The sequence below is a fragment of the Roseomonas genomospecies 6 genome (assembly GCF_008365375.1).
In the GTDB taxonomy this organism is placed as follows: Bacteria; Pseudomonadota; Alphaproteobacteria; order Azospirillales; family Azospirillaceae; genus Azospirillum.
The window spans coordinates 49,926-66,374 of the sequence record NZ_QOKW01000027.1 but is presented as its reverse complement, the minus strand read 5'-3'; the positions used below and the strand labels follow the sequence as shown (position 1 = coordinate 66,374).

16 protein-coding genes, 1 tRNA gene and 1 pseudogene are annotated in these 16,449 nt (G+C 69.7%); 13 read left to right on the top strand and 5 right to left on the bottom strand.

The genetic code is table 11. The annotated features are described in order from the left end of the window. Window positions 1-21: 21 nt before the first annotated feature. The 6 genes from DS843_RS25025 to DS843_RS25000 all read left to right on the top strand — a co-directional run bounded on the left by DS843_RS25025 (window position 22) and on the right by DS843_RS25000 (window position 6,500). Window positions 22-1,071 carry an amino acid ABC transporter substrate-binding protein gene (locus DS843_RS25025; protein WP_149471548.1) on the top strand — a complete coding sequence of 350 codons (1,050 nt, stop codon included), beginning with the start codon at window positions 22-24 and terminating at the stop codon, window positions 1,069-1,071. 126 nt (window positions 1,072-1,197) lie between these two features. After that, window positions 1,198-1,956 carry a DUF3800 domain-containing protein gene (locus DS843_RS25020; protein ID WP_149471547.1) on the top strand — a complete coding sequence of 253 codons (759 nt, stop codon included), beginning with the start codon at window positions 1,198-1,200 and terminating at the stop codon, window positions 1,954-1,956. A 145-nt stretch (window positions 1,957-2,101) separates the two neighbouring features. Beyond that, entirely contained in the window at window positions 2,102-3,319 is a 1,218-nt protein-coding gene (trpB, locus tag DS843_RS25015) for a tryptophan synthase subunit beta (RefSeq protein ID WP_149471546.1), read from the top strand. Next, a complete protein-coding gene (gene trpA, locus DS843_RS25010) occupies window positions 3,316-4,158 on the top strand; it encodes a tryptophan synthase subunit alpha (protein ID WP_149471545.1) in 843 nt (280 codons plus the stop codon). The genes trpB and trpA overlap by 4 nt, the downstream gene beginning before the upstream one ends. A gap of 49 nt (window positions 4,159-4,207) precedes the next feature. Continuing rightward, the gene (accD, locus tag DS843_RS25005; RefSeq protein ID WP_149471544.1) at window positions 4,208-5,191 is read left to right on the top strand and encodes an acetyl-CoA carboxylase, carboxyltransferase subunit beta; all 984 of its coding nucleotides are present in this window, start codon (window positions 4,208-4,210) and stop codon (window positions 5,189-5,191) included. Between the two features lie 7 nt (window positions 5,192-5,198). Further along, the gene (locus DS843_RS25000) at window positions 5,199-6,500 is read left to right on the top strand and encodes a bifunctional folylpolyglutamate synthase/dihydrofolate synthase (protein WP_149471543.1); all 1,302 of its coding nucleotides are present in this window, start codon (window positions 5,199-5,201) and stop codon (window positions 6,498-6,500) included. A 25-nt stretch (window positions 6,501-6,525) separates the two neighbouring features. Here DS843_RS25000 and DS843_RS24995 read toward each other — a convergent pair whose 3' ends face one another. After that, window positions 6,526-8,163, bottom strand: coding sequence for a hydrogenase maturation nickel metallochaperone HypA (locus DS843_RS24995; RefSeq protein WP_149471542.1), 1,638 nt, complete (start codon window positions 8,161-8,163; stop codon window positions 6,526-6,528). A gap of 175 nt (window positions 8,164-8,338) precedes the next feature. Here DS843_RS24995 and DS843_RS24990 point away from each other — a divergent pair. Together DS843_RS24990 and DS843_RS24985 are read left to right on the top strand one after the other, a co-directional pair. Beyond that, a tRNA-Arg gene (locus tag DS843_RS24990) sits at window positions 8,339-8,415 on the top strand. Between the two features lie 47 nt (window positions 8,416-8,462). Next, window positions 8,463-9,191, top strand: a complete 729-nt coding sequence (locus DS843_RS24985) for an SDR family NAD(P)-dependent oxidoreductase (protein WP_149471541.1) — start codon at window positions 8,463-8,465, stop codon at window positions 9,189-9,191. A gap of 183 nt (window positions 9,192-9,374) precedes the next feature. Here the strand turns inward: DS843_RS24985 and DS843_RS31920 are convergent. After that, window positions 9,375-9,701: pseudogene (locus tag DS843_RS31920) on the bottom strand (2-amino-4-hydroxy-6-hydroxymethyldihydropteridine diphosphokinase); the annotation flags it as partial. 339 nt (window positions 9,702-10,040) lie between these two features. Here DS843_RS31920 and DS843_RS24975 point away from each other — a divergent pair. Genes DS843_RS24975 through DS843_RS24960 form a run of 4 tightly spaced genes read left to right on the top strand, consistent with a single transcriptional unit; the run spans window position 10,041 to window position 13,658 of the window. Then, on the top strand, window positions 10,041-10,442 hold the full coding sequence (locus tag DS843_RS24975; protein ID WP_286192301.1) for a putative pterin-binding protein: 402 nt from the start codon (window positions 10,041-10,043) through the stop codon (window positions 10,440-10,442). Window positions 10,443-10,478: 36 nt separating this feature from the next. Continuing rightward, entirely contained in the window at window positions 10,479-12,023 is a 1,545-nt protein-coding gene (locus DS843_RS24970; RefSeq protein ID WP_149471538.1) for a sensor histidine kinase, read from the top strand. A gap of 41 nt (window positions 12,024-12,064) precedes the next feature. Further along, entirely contained in the window at window positions 12,065-12,754 is a 690-nt protein-coding gene (folE, locus tag DS843_RS24965) for a GTP cyclohydrolase I (RefSeq protein WP_149471537.1), read from the top strand. After that, on the top strand, window positions 12,735-13,658 hold the full coding sequence (locus DS843_RS24960; RefSeq protein WP_149471536.1) for a DMT family transporter: 924 nt from the start codon (window positions 12,735-12,737) through the stop codon (window positions 13,656-13,658). The genes folE (DS843_RS24965) and DS843_RS24960 overlap by 20 nt, the downstream gene beginning before the upstream one ends. A gap of 31 nt (window positions 13,659-13,689) precedes the next feature. Here DS843_RS24960 and ybaK read toward each other — a convergent pair whose 3' ends face one another. Beyond that, window positions 13,690-14,172: a Cys-tRNA(Pro) deacylase gene (ybaK, locus tag DS843_RS24955; protein ID WP_149471535.1), complete on the bottom strand. Its 483-nt coding sequence runs from the start codon at window positions 14,170-14,172 to the stop codon at window positions 13,690-13,692. A 237-nt stretch (window positions 14,173-14,409) separates the two neighbouring features. On the opposite strand from ybaK, the gene DS843_RS31915 reads away from it, so the two are divergent. After that, window positions 14,410-15,012, top strand: coding sequence for a response regulator (locus DS843_RS31915; protein WP_149471534.1), 603 nt, complete (start codon window positions 14,410-14,412; stop codon window positions 15,010-15,012). Window positions 15,013-15,025: 13 nt separating this feature from the next. Here DS843_RS31915 and folE (DS843_RS24945) read toward each other — a convergent pair whose 3' ends face one another. Beyond that, on the bottom strand, window positions 15,026-15,658 hold the full coding sequence (gene folE, locus DS843_RS24945) for a GTP cyclohydrolase I FolE (protein WP_149471568.1): 633 nt from the start codon (window positions 15,656-15,658) through the stop codon (window positions 15,026-15,028). A gap of 321 nt (window positions 15,659-15,979) precedes the next feature. After that, complete coding sequence (gene apaG / locus DS843_RS24940; RefSeq protein ID WP_149471533.1) at window positions 15,980-16,372, bottom strand: Co2+/Mg2+ efflux protein ApaG; 393 nt, start codon at window positions 16,370-16,372, stop codon at window positions 15,980-15,982. Window positions 16,373-16,449 lie beyond the last annotated feature (77 nt).

Genomic DNA, 16,449 nt, shown 5'->3' with positions numbered 1-16,449 from the left:
GGAGCAAAAGGGGAGTGGGCGATGGGCTTGGTCCGGTCTTTCGCGCGGGCGGCGGCGGGCGCCGCGCTTCTGGCGGCCCTTCTGCTGTCGCCGTCCGGCGGCCCGCGGGCCGAAACGCTGGAGGACGTGCGCGACCGCGGGCTGCTGCGCTGCGGCGTCTCATCCAGCGGGGTGGGGCTGGCGACGGTGGACGACAGCGGGAACTGGCGCGGCTTCTTCGTGGACATGTGCCGGGCGCTGGCCGCCGCCGTCACGGGCGACGCCGACCGTGTGGAGTTCGTGGAGACCAACTCGGAAAACCGCTTCGCCATCCTGCGCAACGGCGAGGTGGACGTGGTGATGGAGGGGACCACCTGGACCCTCCAGCGCGACGCCACCTTCGGGGTCGATTTCCCGGTGGTCTATCTGTTCGACGGCCAGGGCTTCATCGCGCACCGCACCCAGGGCCTGGCCCGCCTGTCCGACCTGCCCGCCGGCGTCTCGGTCTGCGTGATCGAGCAGACCACCACCCTGCGCAACCTGGAGGATTGGATGGCCCGCACCGGCCTGCGCTTCCGGCTGAAGCGGGTGCGCTCGACCGAGGGGGCGCTGTCCGCCTTCTTCAACCACCATTGCGACCTGTACACCAGCGACCGCATCGGGCTGTACGCCCAGCGCCTGCTGAAGGCCCCCAACCGCGACGACTACGTCATCCTGCCCGAGACGATCTCGAAGGAGCCGCTGGGGCCGATGGTGCGCCTGGACGAGCGGCGCTGGTTCGACATCGTGCGCTGGGTGTTCCTGTGCACCGTCCTGGCGGAGGAGAAGGGCGTCACCGCCGCCAACGCCGCGCGTCTGAAGGAGGAGGCGCCGGACCCGGAGGTGCGCCGCCTTCTGGGCTCGTCCCCCGGCGTCGGCTGGGGGCTGGGGCTGGACGACGGCTGGGCCTTCCGCGTGGTCACGCAGGTCGGGAACTACGGCGAGATCTTCGACCGCCATTTGGGCGCCTCCTCCCCGCTGGGCATCGACCGCGGCCTGAACGGGCTGTGGATGAACGGCGGCCTGCATTACGCTCCGCCGCTGGGGGGATGAGGCAAAATCTCACATCGGCATTTTTTGGCTTGACTGGCCTGTCGGATGCGCCACTTCCTAATGAAGCGGTTGGGAGGGCTGCGTGGCAGTCCGCCGGGGCATGGTCCCCGCCCGGCCGCCTTTTTCATGGATTTTTCCGTGTACCTTTTATACCTCGACGATGCCGGCTCCGTTAACAATCCGAACGAGCAGCACTTCATTCTCGCGGGAATCTGCATTTTCGAGCGGCAGATCCATTGGTTGAACCGTGAGATCGAGCGGGTGGCGACCGACACCGGCCATCCGCAGCCGAATGCGCTCGAACTGCATGGCAATGAAATCCTTGCCGGGCGCCATTGGTGGCGCGGCGTGGAACGGGAACGGCGACGGACGGTCATCCGCCATGGACTGGCGTCGGCTCGTGCGCTGAAAGGGGACTGGTGCCTCTTCGGCGTGGTGGTGGACAAAGCGCAGCGGTCTCCGGAAGACCCGGTCGAATACGCGTTCGAGCAACTGTGCAATCGCTTCGACCGATATTTGATGCGGCGCCATCGCAATGGCGACAGCCAAAAAGGACTGATCGTTCTCGACAAATCGACACGCGAAACACGGCTTCAATCGCTGGCGACCGAATTCCGCAACACCGGCCACCGCTGGGGCGTGACGCGGAACATCGCCGACGTTCCGTTCTTCGTCGATTCGCAAGCCACACGGGTCATCCAGTATGCCGATCTCGTGTCCTATGCGTTGTGGCGCCGGTTCGAGAAGGGCGACAGCGAATTCTTCGATGTGATTTCCGATGCCTTTGACCGCGAGGGTGGTGTCTGCCACGGATTGCACCACTTCAAGAACCGTGAGCTGTTCTGCGACTGTCCGGCCTGCGCCCCCACACTGTTCTCTCGGTGAGCCGGACGCTTCCCGCCCCTTGTCCGTCCCTATCCGCATCCCATCTACCGGCAATGTTCGGCGAACGCTTCAAATCCGGGCGATCCGCCGCTATGGTGGCGCCTTCCGGGCGCCGCGCGGCCCGCTTCAGGCAGTTTCCCAGGCCATGACCAGACCCAACACCTACCGTTCCGGTCCCGACGAGCGCGGGCATTTCGGCATCTATGGCGGACGCTTCGTCGCCGAGACGCTGATGCCCCTGATCCTTGAGGTGGAGAAAGCCTACAAGGAGGCCAAGGCCGATCCCGCCTTCGAGGGCGCGATCCGCGAGCATCTCAAGCAGTATGTGGGCCGCCCGAACCCGCTCTACTACGCTGAACGCCTGACGGAAAAGCTCGGCGGCGCGAAGATCTACTTCAAGCGCGAGGAGCTGAACCACACCGGCGCGCACAAGATCAACAACTGCATCGGCCAGATCCTGCTCGCCCGCCGCATGGGCAAGAAGCGGATCATCGCCGAGACGGGCGCCGGCCAGCACGGTGTGGCGACCGCCACGGTCTGCGCGCTGTTCGACATGCCCTGCGTGATCTACATGGGCGAGACCGACATCGCCCGCCAGCAGCCCAACGTCTTCCGCATGAAGCTGCTGGGGGCGGAGGTGGTTCCGGTGACCTCCGGCGCGCGGACGCTGAAGGACGCGATGAACGAGGCGCTGCGCGACTGGGTCACCAACGTCGCCGACACCTATTACCTGATCGGCACCGCCGCCGGCCCGCACCCGTACCCCGCCATGGTCCGCGACTTCCAGTCGGTGATCGGCGACGAGGTCCGCGTGCAGATGCAGGAGCTGGAGGGCCGCCTGCCGGACAGCCTGATCGCCTGCGTCGGCGGCGGCTCCAACGCCATCGGCCTGTTCCACCCCTTCCTCGACGACCCGTCGGTGCAGATGGTCGCGGTCGAGGCCGCCGGCCACGGCATCGAGAAGGGGCCGCTGGCCCACGCCGCCTCGATCACCGGCGGGCGCCCCGGCGTGCTGCACGGCAACCGCACCTACCTGCTCCAGGACGAGGACGGGCAGATCCTGGAGGGCCACTCGATCTCCGCCGGCCTGGACTATCCGGGCGTCGGGCCGGAGCATTCGTGGCTGCACGACATCGGGCGCGTCGAGTATGTCTCGGCCACCGACCAGGAGACGCTGGACGCCTTCCAGCTCTGCGCCCGGACCGAGGGCATCATCCCCGCGCTGGAATCGGCGCACGCGCTGGCGGAGATCGTCAAGCGCGCCCCGAAACTGCCCAAGGACCACCTGATGGTGCTGTGCCTGTCGGGCCGCGGCGACAAGGACATCTTCTCCGTCGCCCAGCATCTGGGAGTGAAGCTGTGAGCGCCGCCAAGGACAATGGACGCATCGCGAAGCGTTTCGCCGCGCTGAAGGCGAAGGGCCGCGCCGGCCTCGTCACCTTCATCACCGCGGGCGACCCGGATCTGGAGACCTGCCGCGCCGTCCTGCACGGCCTGCCCGCCGCGGGCGCCGACCTGATCGAGTTGGGGCTTCCCTTCTCCGACCCGATGGCCGACGGCCCGGCGATCCAGGCGGCCAGCCTGCGCGCTCTCCACGCCGGGACGACGGCCCGCAGGACGCTGGACCTCGTGCGCGGCTTCCGCGAGACGGACGCCGACACGCCGGTGATCCTGATGGGCTATTACAACCCCATTCACGCCTATGGCGTGGACCGCTTCCTGGCCGACGCGATCAAGGCCGGGGTGGACGGGCTGATCGTCGTGGACCTGCCGCCCGAAGAGGACGAGGAGCTGTGCATCCCGGCGCTGAAGGCCGGGGTGAACTTCATCCGTCTGGCGACGCCGACCACCGACGAGAAGCGTCTGCCGACGGTCCTCCAGAACACCTCGGGCTTCGTCTATTACGTGTCGATCGCCGGCATCACCGGCGCGGCCAGCGCCGACAACGCCGCGGTCGGTGCCGCGGTGGACCGTCTGAAGAGCCGCACCGACCTGCCGGTGGCCGTCGGTTTCGGCATCAAGACGCCGGAGCAGGCGGCCGACATCGCCCGCGTCGCCGACGCGGCGGTGGTCGGCTCCGCCATCGTCACGCGGCTGGCCGACGGGCTGGACGCGGAGGGCAAGGCCCGTCCGGGTCTGGCCGAGGATGTGCTGGGCTTCGTCCGGGAACTGGCCGGCGGCGTGCGCGGCGCGCGCGTCTGAAAGCGCCCGACTGAGAGCACCGGCTGCGCGGGATATCAGGAAGAATTCGATGAACTGGCTTACCAACTACGTCCGCCCCAAGATCCGCGCCCTCTATGCCCGCAAGGAGGTTCCCGACAACCTCTGGCACAAGTGCCCGAGCTGCGAGGCGATGCTCTTCCACCGCGATCTGGAGGAGAACCTCAACGTCTGCCAGCATTGCGGCTTCCACATGCGGCTGGACCCGATCAAGCGTCTGGCCTCGATGTTCGACGAGGGCGACTACCAGCCGGTCGAGCTGCCGAAGTCGGTGGTCGATCCGCTGAAGTTCCGCGACCAGAAGCGCTACACCGACCGCCTGAAGGAAGCCCAGACCAAGACGGGGCGGCATGACGCCATCGTCGTCGGCTCCGGCCTGATCGGCGGGCAGCCGGCGGTCGTCGCGGCCTTCGACTTCGGCTTCATGGGCGGTTCCATGGGCATCGCGGTGGGCGAGGGCATCTTGGCCGCCGCCCGCACCGCCATCGCCCAGAAGGCGGCGCTGATCGTCGTCCCGGCCTCGGGCGGGGCGCGCATGCAGGAAGGCATCCTGTCGCTGATGCAGATGCCGCGCACCACCATCGCCGTGGAGATGGTCAAGGAAGCGGGCCTGCCCTACATCGTGGTGCTGACCGACCCGACGACCGGCGGTGTCACCGCCTCCTTCGCGATGATCGGCGACATCCACATCGCCGAGAAGGGCGCGCAGATCGGCTTCGCCGGCGCCCGCGTGATCGAGAGCACGATCCGCGAGACCCTGCCGGAGGGCTTCCAGCGCTCCGAATATCTGCAGGAGCACGGCATGGTGGACATGGTCGTCCATCGCCGCGACCTGCGCCCGACCCTGTCGCGCGTCCTGACCCTGCTGATGCAGCCGGTCCTCGCCACCGTGGCGGAACCGGTTGCCGTGGTGCCCGCCGCCCAGCCGGAGGAGGCGCGCAGCCAGGCCGAGGCCGCCGACGAGACGCCGCCCCAGGCGGGCGCCGAGAGGACCGGCTCCGAGCAGCCGGCCTGATCCCGCGATGTCGCTCGCCGATCCGGTTCTCGACCGGCTGAAGAGCCTGCACCCCAAGGTCATCGACCTGTCGCTGGACCGCGTGCACCGGCTGCTCGCCGCGCTCGGCCATCCGGAGCGGCGCCTGCCGCCGGTGGTCCATGTGGCGGGCACCAACGGCAAAGGCTCCACGCTCGCCTTCCTGCGGGCGATGCTGGAGGCCGCGGGGCTGCGGGTGCATGTCTACACCTCGCCGCACCTCGTGCGCTTCCACGAGCGAATCCGGCTGGCCGGCACGCTGATCGACGACGACCGGCTGGCCGACCTGCTGGAGGAGTGCGAGGCCGCGAACGGCGGCGCGCCCATCACCTTCTTCGAGGTGACGACGGTCGCCGCCCTGCTGGCCTTCGCGCGGGAGCCGGCGGACGTGGTGCTTCTGGAAACCGGGCTGGGCGGACGGCTGGACGCCACCAACGTGGTGGACCGTCCGGCGGTCACCGCCATCACGCGCATCTCCTACGACCACCGCCAGTTCCTGGGCGACACGCTGGAGGCCATCGCGGGCGAGAAGGCCGGCATCTTCAAGCCGGGCGTCCCCGCCGTGATCTTCCCGCAGCCTTCGGAGGAGGCCGCCCGCACCCTGGCCGCACGGGCCGAGATGGCGGGCGCGCCGGTCCATGGCTGGTCGGCCACGCCGACCGACGGCGGTTTCCGTTTCGAAAGCGCCCGGCGCCGCATCGACCTGCCCCTGCCGGGGTTGGCCGGGGCGCACCAGGTCGTCAACGCCGGGGTGGCGCTGGCCTGTCTGGACCATCTGCCGGTCGTGGTGGACGACGCGGCGGTGCGCCGCGGCCTCGCCGCCGTGGAATGGCCCGCCCGCCTGCAACGGCTGACGCGCGGTCCTCTGGTTGCCGGCCTGCCCGCGGGCTGGGAACTGTGGCTGGACGGCGGCCACAACGACTCGGCGGGCGAGGTGCTGGCCGTCCAGGCCGCGCGCTGGGCGCAGGAGGAGCCGGAGCGGCCCCTGCTGCTGGTCTACGGCATGTTGTCGAGCAAGGAGCCGCGGGAATTCCTGGGTCCGCTGGCGCCCTTCGTCACCGCCGCCCGCACCGTCGCCATCCCCGGCGAGGAGGCGTCCCTGACGGCGGAGGACACCGCCGCGGCCACCCGCGCCTGCGGCATCGCCGACAGCGCGGCGGCGGCAGACGTGGGCGGCGCCCTCGAAAGCCTGAAAAGGCAGGATCTGAAGGGACGGTTCGATGGACCGGCCCGCGTGCTGATCTGCGGGTCGCTTTATCTGGCGGGCACGGTCCTGGCGGAAAACGGCTGAACCTGAAGGATGGGGAAGCGGGGCCTCAGCGCCCCTGCTTGCCGTCCAGCTCCAGCATGTTGCGCAGCGCGGCGAGGGTCTTGCCAAGCGCGCTCGCGTCGTCCTTGGCGGTCTTCTGTCCGGACTCCTTGGCCTCGGCCCCCTTGCTCCCGCCATGCCTGGGCTTTTCCGGTTCGCTCACCGGAAGCATCTCCACAAGGTCCAAAGGTTCGGCGTCGTCGTCCGGTTCCGGTTCGCGGCGGGCCAGCGGCTTGAAGCCGGGCAGCGGGTCCGCGTCCGGATGGGCGGGTGCGTCGCTTTTCCAGGCGGGACGGGGCGGTGGCGGATCATCCAGGTCGCCCTCGGCCTCGACCAGAGCGCGCAGGGCGCGCAACGCCTCTTCCATCTCCTGTTCCTGGGCGGACTTCCGGATGACGGGAGCGCCGTCCTTCTCGTCCGCTTCCGCCTCGTCCGCCTCCGTTTCGTCGCGGCCCCAGGAGGGTTCGCCAGCGTTGGCTTTCCAGTCCTCGCCTTCCTCCTCGTCCGGAGCGTCGTTGTCCGCGCTGTCGCCGTCCAACCTGTCGCCGTCCAACCTTTCGTCGTCCAACCTTCCGGCGACATCCTCGTCGCGGTCGGCGGCGGCCTTCTGAACCATGCTGCGCAGGGCTGCGATGGTCCGATCCAGCGGTTCGCTGCCGGTGGGGGCGGGGTCGCGCTCCCAAGGCGGCGGGGCCTTGTCCGGGTCGCGGATGGCGAAGGCCAGAATGTCGTCGTTGGACGGTTCCGCGTCGTCCGGATCGTTATCGTCCGGATCGCCGCCTTCCGGAACGTCGCGGGCATCCTCGATCGCGAAGGCCGGCGGCAGAGGAGGGGGCGGAGCGGGCGGCGGCGGTGCATCCTCCGTGCGGGCGCCGTCGCCGCGGCCGTCCAGAATGCTGCGCAAGGCCGCGATGGTGCGGTCGAAGGAGCGGGAGGCGTCGTCCGGTTCGTCCTCCTCCACCGGGCGGCTTTCACGAGCGACCGGAGCCGGCAGCGGGGCGGTGCCCTCGTCCTCGTCCTCGTCCGGCTCGCCGTCGCTGCCCTGGTCCTCGTCCCGGTCCGCGAGATTCCAGTTCCGGGGAGCCCAGTCCTCGTCGTCCCAATCCGTCTCGCCGGCGTCCTGGTTCCCGGTGCCTTCCTCGTCATCGTCATGACCGACGAGGTCGGCGAGCGAAACCGGCTCCCACAGCGGAGGGCGGCCCGACTCGGGCGCCGAACCGCCGTCCGCGACCAGCCGTTCCAGTTCCAGTTCCAGGTCCAGGTCCGGCGCGGAGGCTTCGGCCCGGGCAGCCGTCGGGATGGGCGCCGGTGCGGCCTCCGCTTCCGGTTCCTCCTCCGGCTCGTCGCGGGTCCGCACGGCGTCCAGCAGGCCTTGCAGGGCGGCCAGCGGTCCGGCGAAGGACGGGGCTTCCTCCGCCGCCGTGGCCGTGATGGACGGCGCGTAGGGCGGGGGCGCCGGGCGGCTTTCCGTGTCGCGGGAATTGCAGCGCGAGCAGCGGTAATGGGGGGCGATGGACAGGACCGGATAGTTGGGACCGAACCGCCGGTTCATGTCCGCGCGCGGCAGCACGCCCTCGTGCCCGCAGGCCCGGCAGCGGACGTGCACATCGACTTCGATGTCGCGCAGGTAAAGCATGCGTGCCATGGGCGCAGTATACGCAGCGGCGTCCCCAAGCCCAGCGGATTCGCCCGCCGCTCCGCACGCCGCGCGGTGGCTGGCGGTGACCTTTTCGGTACTCCACTCTCTCCCGCCGATGGATGGCACGTCCGCCAGATTTGGCGCTGAACCTCCCGGCAAAGCGTGCTATAAGCGGCCCGGCGCGCCCGTAGCTCAGCAGGATAGAGCACAGGATTCCTAATCCTGGGGCCGTGGGTTCGAATCCCGCCGGGCGCACCACTCTCCCTTCCGCGACCGGTTCCTCAGTCCGCCGAAGGGCCATTCCAATGACGACACCCCTGTTGCAGGACGCCGTTCTCGTCACCGGTGCGGGTCGCCGCGTCGGGCTGCATCTGGCCGAGCGGATGATGGCGCTGGGGCACCCCGTCGTCGCCCATTACCGGACGGCCACCGGCGACGTGGAGCGGTTGCGCGCCGCCGGTGCTGTGTGTCTTCAGGCGGATCTGGCCGATCCGGACGGCGGGATGCGGCTGGCGGAGGCGGTGCGGGCGGTGGCGGGGAGCCTGCGGGCGGTGATCCACAACGCTTCGGCCTTCGAGGTGACGGCGGCGGACACGGCGGACGCGCTGCGGCAACTGGACGTCTTCCACACCGTGCATGTGCGGGCACCCTTCGCGCTGAACCGCGCGTTGGCGCCGCTGCTGGACGCCTGTTCGGCGCGGCGGGCGGACATCGTCCACATCACCGACATCTACGCCGACAACCCCAACCCGGCCTTCGACGCCTACTGCGCCACCAAGGCCGCGCTTCAGAACCTCGCGCTGTCCTTCGCCAAGCGGCTGGCGCCCAAGGTGAAGGTCAACGTGGTGCAGCCGGGGCCGATCCTGTTCAAGGAATGGCACGGCCCCGAAGCGCGGGCGCGTGTGCTGTCAGAGACGCTGCTCGGCGAGGAAGGCGGAGCGGAGGCCATCGGCATGGCGGTGGACGCCATCCTCGGGAACCACTACCAGACCGGCGCCGTCATCGCGGTGGACGGTGGCCGGCGTCTCGCCTAACCGCGCGACGCCGCTGCGGCAGTCCGCAAGGGGGGCGGCGCACAGGTCGCCCTGCGGCGGCGGGACGGGGCGCCCGGTCAGCAGCGCGGCGATCTCCGCGAAGGGGGCGGCCAGATAGAGGTCCGGGCACAGAGCGTCCAGGCCGTCCGCCGGGGCGGGGTGGCCCACCCGCCCGATCAGGTCGATGTCGGCGGGCCGGTCGCGCGTCTTGCAGGCGGGGTGCGCGCGGTCGCGTCCCAGAGCCAGTTCGATCGCCACGCACACCTCCTTGCAGCGGGCCGGCTCCAACCCGCTCGGCACGAAGGCGCAGTAGTTGACGAAGGGGTGTGGGCTTGTCATGCCGACCGGGGCCGTGCGGTAGAAACGGCTGAGCAGGACGCAGCCGAAGACACCGGCCAGATGGGCGGCGATCCGGGCCGCGTTCAGTTCCGGCTCCACGTTCGTTCCGATCCCCAGGATGTAACCGGTCGGCGGCAATGGGGCGGGGGAGATCGGACTCAGGGCATCCATAGGCGTTCCGTTGATCGAACCGTGCGTGGGAAAGTGTGAAAAGCGCCGCAGAAACGATGCTGCCAAATCGTCATCGGACGGCCATTTCGCGGGGCAAATATGAACGAATTTCGATACACCTTTCCGCGGGTGGAAATTGAAGGGTCGTTTTTTACAGAATTTTCGTTGGATCGATCGCAGAAAGCAATCATGATGAAGGTTGCATGACCGAATTGCAGACGGTTAGCCGATATGGTTGATAGAGTTGTTTGCCGTCTTGTCGCCCTGGCGTTGTTTGTACTTGCCGGTGCGGCAAGCGCCGGAACGCTCCCGGCGCCGACGGAAAAGCCGATCCTGGTCGTGTCGGGTTCGATCGGGGCGACGAATCGCGACGGTGCGGCGGTCTTCGACCGTCCCATGCTGGAGGCGCTCGGCATGGTGTCCTTCACCACCGCCACCCCCTGGTACAAGGAGCCGGTGACCTTCGAAGGCGTGCCGCTCGCCCGGCTGATGCAGCATGTGGAAGCGCGCGGCGAAACGCTGGTCGCCACCGCGCTGAACGACTACACCGGCGAAATCCCCATGGACGACGTGCGGAACCGCAAGGTGATCCTGGCGCTGAAGCGCGACGGGGCCTACATGCCGGTCAGCGACAAGGGGCCGCTGTTCATCGTCTATGATTTCGATCATGATCCGGAAGCGAACCGGCAGAAGTATTTCGGACGCTCGGTCTGGCAGGTCGCCCGGCTGACCGTGAAGTGAAGGTGAAGTGAAGGCCCCCTCGTGAGTCCGCCGAGCATGACCGCGCCGACAAGACGCACGCGGCTGACCCGCCTGCTGGGCTGGGCGTCGAAGGACCGCACCCGCCGCCTCGGGCTCTGGCTGGCGATCCTCACCGGCGGATTCGGGCTGGCCGCCGCCTATCTGTCGCTGCTGGTGGTGAATTACGGCGAGGCGCTGCGCGGGGCCGCCCCCTACAACTTCGCCTGGGCCGCCGGGCAGACGGTGGGAGAGGTGACGCGGCTGGAGCAGCGCATCCTGGCCAGCGCGCTTCCGGGAGCCGACGTCGATGCGGAGGAGGTGAAACTCCGCCTGGACATCGTGCGCAACCGCATCGGCGTGCTGGGGCAGGGGCAGGCGTCCCTCTTCATGGACCGCTACCCGCAGCACCGCCGGACGGTGGCCCGGTTGGAGGAGGCGCTGGACCGCGTGGGCGTCATCCTGGCCGGCCCGTTGCCACCGGCGGACAAGGCGCTCGCCGCGCTCGCGGTGCTGGAGCCCATCGATCGGGAGCTGAACGCCTTCGCCTCCGTCGCCACCCAGTTCGGCGGGGAACTGGTGGACGAGGGGCACGACCACCTGCTGTATCTGCACGGGCTGTTCACGATGCTGGCGGCCGGTCTGGCGGTCTGCGGCGTGCTGTTCATCTCCGTGCTGCTGATCCAGAACCGGGCCATCCGCCGGGCGCACGACCGGATGGAAGCCATGGCCGGCGCCCTTCAGACCGCCATCGCCCAGGCGGAGGAGGCCAGCCAGGCCAAGACCCGCTTCCTGGCGACCATGAGCCACGAACTGCGCACCCCCTTGAACGCGATCATCGGCTTTTCGGAGCTGATCCAGGACGATGGCGATACCCGCGGCGATACCCGCGGCGATGGCCGAGGCGGCACCCGCCCCGGCGGCGGCGGCGGCGCGCCCGTGAACGCCAGGGAAAGCGCCCGCCGGGAACACGCCCAATATGCGGGCTACATCCTGAGCAGCGCCCGGCATATGCTGGGGCTGGTCATCGACATCCTGACGGTCGCCCAGATGGAATCGGGACACGCCAGCCTGACCTTCGATTCGGTGGACCCGCGCAAGGTGGTGGGCACCGCCATCGCCACGGTGCTGGGAACCCAGGCCGGGCGCGGGCGGACGATCCGGACGGCGGCGGAGGCGGTCTGGCCGCTGCTTCAGGCCGACGAGCGGGCGGTGCGGCAGATGCTTCTGAACCTGCTGTCCAACGCGGTGAAGTTCAGCACGGCCCCCTCGGCGATCGAGGTGCAGTCGTGGATGGACCCGCAGGGCGGCTTCGTCATCGCCGTGCAGGACCAGGGCATCGGCATGACGCCGGAGCAGATTGAAAAGGCCGCCCAGCCGTTCTATCAGGCGGAGGAGGGTGCGACCCGCCGCTTTCAGGGCTCCGGGCTGGGGCTGAGCATCGTGAAAAGCCTGATGGAGGCTCATGGCGGCCGTCTGCTGCTGGAAAGCGCGGCGGGGGCCGGTCTGCGGGCGTCGCTCCATTTCCCGGCGGAACGGGTCGGCGGGGTGCCGCCGCGGCAGGATCAGGCAGGCCGTGCCTAAGGCCCGCCGGAGATAAGCAAGCAAAGAAGGGATCGGGTTTTATGACGTTGCAGGCAAATGTTCTCGCCCTCGTGCAGGAGGCGATGGAGGCGCGCCGGTCGAACGAGGCGCTCGACACGCCGCTGGACGCTGCGGGCGAGGCGGCCATGATCGACGCCGCGGCGCGGAAGGTCGAAGAATTGCTCGACGTGCTGCGGATCGACCACCGCAACGACCACAACACCCGCGACACGCCGCGCCGCGTCGCCAAGATGCTGGTGCGCGAGCTTCTGAAGGGCCGCTTCACCGCGCCGCCGGAGTTGACGGAGTTCAAGAACGCCGAGGAGTTCGATCATCTGATCGTCACCGGCCCGATCGCCGTGCGCTCCACCTGCGCGCATCACCTGATGCCGATCTACGGCACGGCCTTCATCGGCATCCTGCCGGCCAAGGGCGGCAACATCCTGGGCCTGTCCAAGTACGACCGGATCGTCGACCATTTCGCCGCGCGCTTCCAGATCCAGGAGGAGCTGGTGAAGCAGATCGGCAACTTCATCGTGGAGGCCACCCGGCCCCGCGGACTGGCCGTGCGGATCAGCGCCGTGCACATGTGCAAGACCCACCGCGGCGTGCGCGCCGGCCATGACAGCCGCATGGTCAACAGCTCCTTCCACGGCGAGATGCTGAACTCGCGCGACCTGCGCGAAGAGTTCCTGATGGAGTGCACCACGCTTGAGCGCTCCGCCCGCTGAGCGGACCGTTCCGCCCGGCCTGATGGCCGGCGGAGGGGGGACCAATGGACGGGGGACCGGCGTGGCGGGGGCGGCGGCGCTGATGGCGGCGTCGCTCGCCCTGGTGCTGACCGCCGGGGCGCTGGCCCGCGAACTGGGCGCCCGCTACGGCGCGGCGGAGGTGCTTTTCCTGCGCTTCGTGCTGTCGCTGGCGGTGGTCGCCCCGGCGGCCTTCGCCCTGGCCGGGCGGCGCGCCCTGTCCGTCACCCGGCCCGGCGGCCACGCGCTGAGGGCGCTGAGCGGGGTCGGGGCGGCGCTGATCTTCTACGCGGCGACCCAGCACCTGCCCTTCGCCGATCTGGTGGCCCTGTCCTACGCCGCGCCCATGTTCGTGGTGCTGCTCTCCGGCGCGGCCATCGGCGAGCGGGCGGGGGCGGCCTCCGTCCTGTGCGTCGCGCTGGGGATGGCCGGGGTCTTCCTGATCGCCCCGCCGACGCGGCTGGAGCCGTGGAGCCTCGCCGCGCTCGCCATGGCCTTCCTGAACGCGGTGTGCATCCTGGCCACCCGGCGGACGGCCCAGGCCGACGGGCCGGCGGCCACCGGGCTGGTCTTCGTTCTGGCGGGGTGCCTGCTGACCGCCCCGGCGGCGCTGCTGACGGGTTTCCGGATGCCGGACGCGGCGGACCTGCCGGCCTTCCTGCTGCTGGGCTTCGCGGCGGGGGCGGCCATCCTGCTGAACGCCGCAGCCTTCCGCCGGGCGCCCGCGGCGGTGCTGGCGCCCATCGACTATCTGGGGATCGCCGCGTCGGCGGCCATCGGCTTCCTGTGGTGGGGCGAATACCCGTCGCCCGCCGTCCTGCTGGGCGGGGTGCTGATCGCCGCCGCCGGGCTGGGCACCGTGTGGTTCGGCGCCCGGAAGGGCTGACCTCGGGCGGAAGCGGCGGGGAGGGGGGCGCCTACCCCACCGCGATCCGCCGGACGGTCCCCCGGGTGGCGCGGGCCAGATCCGCGGGGGCCAGGGCGATCTGCAGCCCGCGGCGCCCGCCGTTGACGACCATCTCCGGCAGCGTTTCGGCGCTGGCGTCGATGAAGGTGGGCAGGGCCTTGCGCTGCCCCAGCGGGCTGATGCCGCCGACCATGTAGCCGGTGGTCCGCTCCGCCAGTGTGGGGTCGGCCAGATCGGCCTTCTTCGCGCCCGCGGCAGCGGCCAGCGCCTTCAGGTCCAGCTTCGCCGCCACGGGGATCACGGCGCAGGCCAGGGCCTTGGGCTCCAACTGGACGATCAGCGTCTTGTAGACGACCGCCGGGTCCAGCCCCATGGCCGACGCGGCGTGCAGGCCGATGGCGTCCGCCGAGGGGTCGTACTCATACTCCATCAGACGGTGGGCGATCCCCGCCGCCTTCACCGCGTTCACCGCCGGTGTGACCTTCGCCGCCATGATGACCTCGCTCCCCCGTGCGCGGAATCGCCTTTTCGCGCCGGGACCTTAGCAGACCGCCTCAGCGAGGGGGAGAGGGCGGTGGACGGGCAGGGGCCATGCCGCGGTGCACCCCTTTCGACGACGCAATTTTGCCCTAATTGCTCTGGGATTCATGCCAACGCGCCTTGGACAGACGGGCCGTCTGCCGCGATTCTGACCGCCGGCCCGCGTTCCCGGTCGGAGAGTTGGAGAATCATGGTTCCACGCACGCTGCTTGTCGTCGATGACGATCCCACCCTGGAAGACCGGGTGCGGAACGCCCTGCCGGTGTGCCGGATCGTCGTCGCGAGCGGCGTGGCGGACGCCCTGGAGGCGGTGCGCGCGCACCGGCCCCCGGTGGTGGCCCTGTCGGTCGATCTGGCGCAGCTCGACCCGCATCCCGACGGGCAAGGTTCCAACGGTGCCGGCGATGGTCTGGACGCCCTGTCGCTGATCCTGGGGGAGGCGCCGTCCATCAAGATCATCGCGCTCGTCCCGCAGGACCAGCGGGTGCTGGCGGTGCGCGCCGTGGCCCGCGGCGCCCACGACGTGTGCGGCAAGCCCATCGACGCGCAGGAACTGGCCGGGGTGGTGCAGCGCGCGTTCCAGCGCGCCGACCTGGAACTGGAAGGGCGCCGGTTGAACACGGGAGACGCTCCGCCGACGCTGCGCGTCCTGCGCGACGAGACGGAGCGGCGCGCCCTGCTCGACTCGCTCGCCCGCTCCGGCGGCAACCTGTCGGCGACGGCGCGCCTGCTGGGGGTCAGCCGCCCGACGCTCTACAGCCTGTTGCGCCAGCACGGCATCCGCGCGGAATAGCGCGGACCCGCCCTCACTCCGCGCGGGAACCGGGGTTCCCGATCATCGTCAGGAACTCCCGCCGGGTGGACGGATCGCTGCGGAAGGCGCCCAGCATGCGGCTGGTCACCATGGTGACTCCGGTCTTGTGCACGCCGCGGGTGGTCATGCATTGGTGCTGCGCCTCGATCACCACGGCCACGCCTTCGGGCTGCAGCACCTGATCGATGGTGTTGGCGATCTGCGCCGTCATCTTCTCCTGGATTTGCAGGCGCTTGGCGTAAGCCTCCACGAGCCGCGCCAGCTTGGAGATGCCGACGACCCGGTGGCGGGGCAGATAGGCGACGTGCGCCCGGCCGATGATCGGCACCATGTGGTGCTCGCAATAGGACTCCAGCCGGATGTCGCGCAGCACGACCATCTCGTCGTAGCCGTCGGTCTCCTCGAAGGTGCGCTTGAGGATGTCTTCCGGGTCGATGGAGTAGCCGGCGAAGAACTCCTCGTAGGAGCGGACCACCCGGTCCGGCGTGCCGACCAGCCCTTCGCGCGCGGGATCGTCGCCGGCCCAGCGGATCAGGGTGCGCACGGCCTCTTCCGCCTCGGCACGGGTCGGTCGGGCGTCACCGGTCGGCGTGGTGCCGGCGGGGTGGCCGGGGCCGCGGAGAATGTTGTCGGCGTGCGGGGTCTTGGGAGCCGTCACGGGGCGAAGCCTTTCGATTCCTGGTCACGTCTTGGAGGCACGTCTTGGGGTCGCGTCCTGGCCGGCGCCGCGGCATCGGATGCCAGAGCCGGCTTGTCAGGTATACATACGGCCCGCAGCGCGCCCGGATCACCGGAATGGTGGTGCGGGGCTGTGGGCAGCAGATCGGAGTATGGCGCAAGTGGGACCGGACACCCTACAGTCAAGGCGCCGGATTCGGTTTTCAAGCCCGGCCCGCGGCAATTGGTTGCAGAGCGCGGGCGGATTTTCGGCGGATTTTCAACGGCGTCAGTTCAGTTGCCGGGGCTGGTGCGGGCTGTCCAGCGAGAAGGCGGGGACCGCCACGTCGAAGGCCTCGCCGCCGCCCGTTTCGAACCGGTAGGAACCGACCATGATACCGGACGGCGTGGGCAGCGGCGTTCCGCTGGTGTATTCAAAGCTTCCGCCGGGCTCCAGCACCGGCTGCTCGCCCACCACGCCCGGCCCGCGCACCTCCTGCACGCGCCCCAGCGCGTCGGTGATGTGCCAATAGCGTGTGCGCAGCCGGACGGTTTCCTGGCCTTCGTTCTCGATCCGGACGTGATAGGCCCAGACATAGCGGCTTTCGGCGGGCACGGACTGCTCGTCGAGGAAGACGGGCTGGACGGTGACGCGGATCGCGCGGGTGACTTTCGTGTACATGGCGGCACTCCCGGCACAGAGAATAGGGGCGGGGCAAAGCGCCTGTCCAGTGGCGGAGCGGTGAACACCCCCTCCGG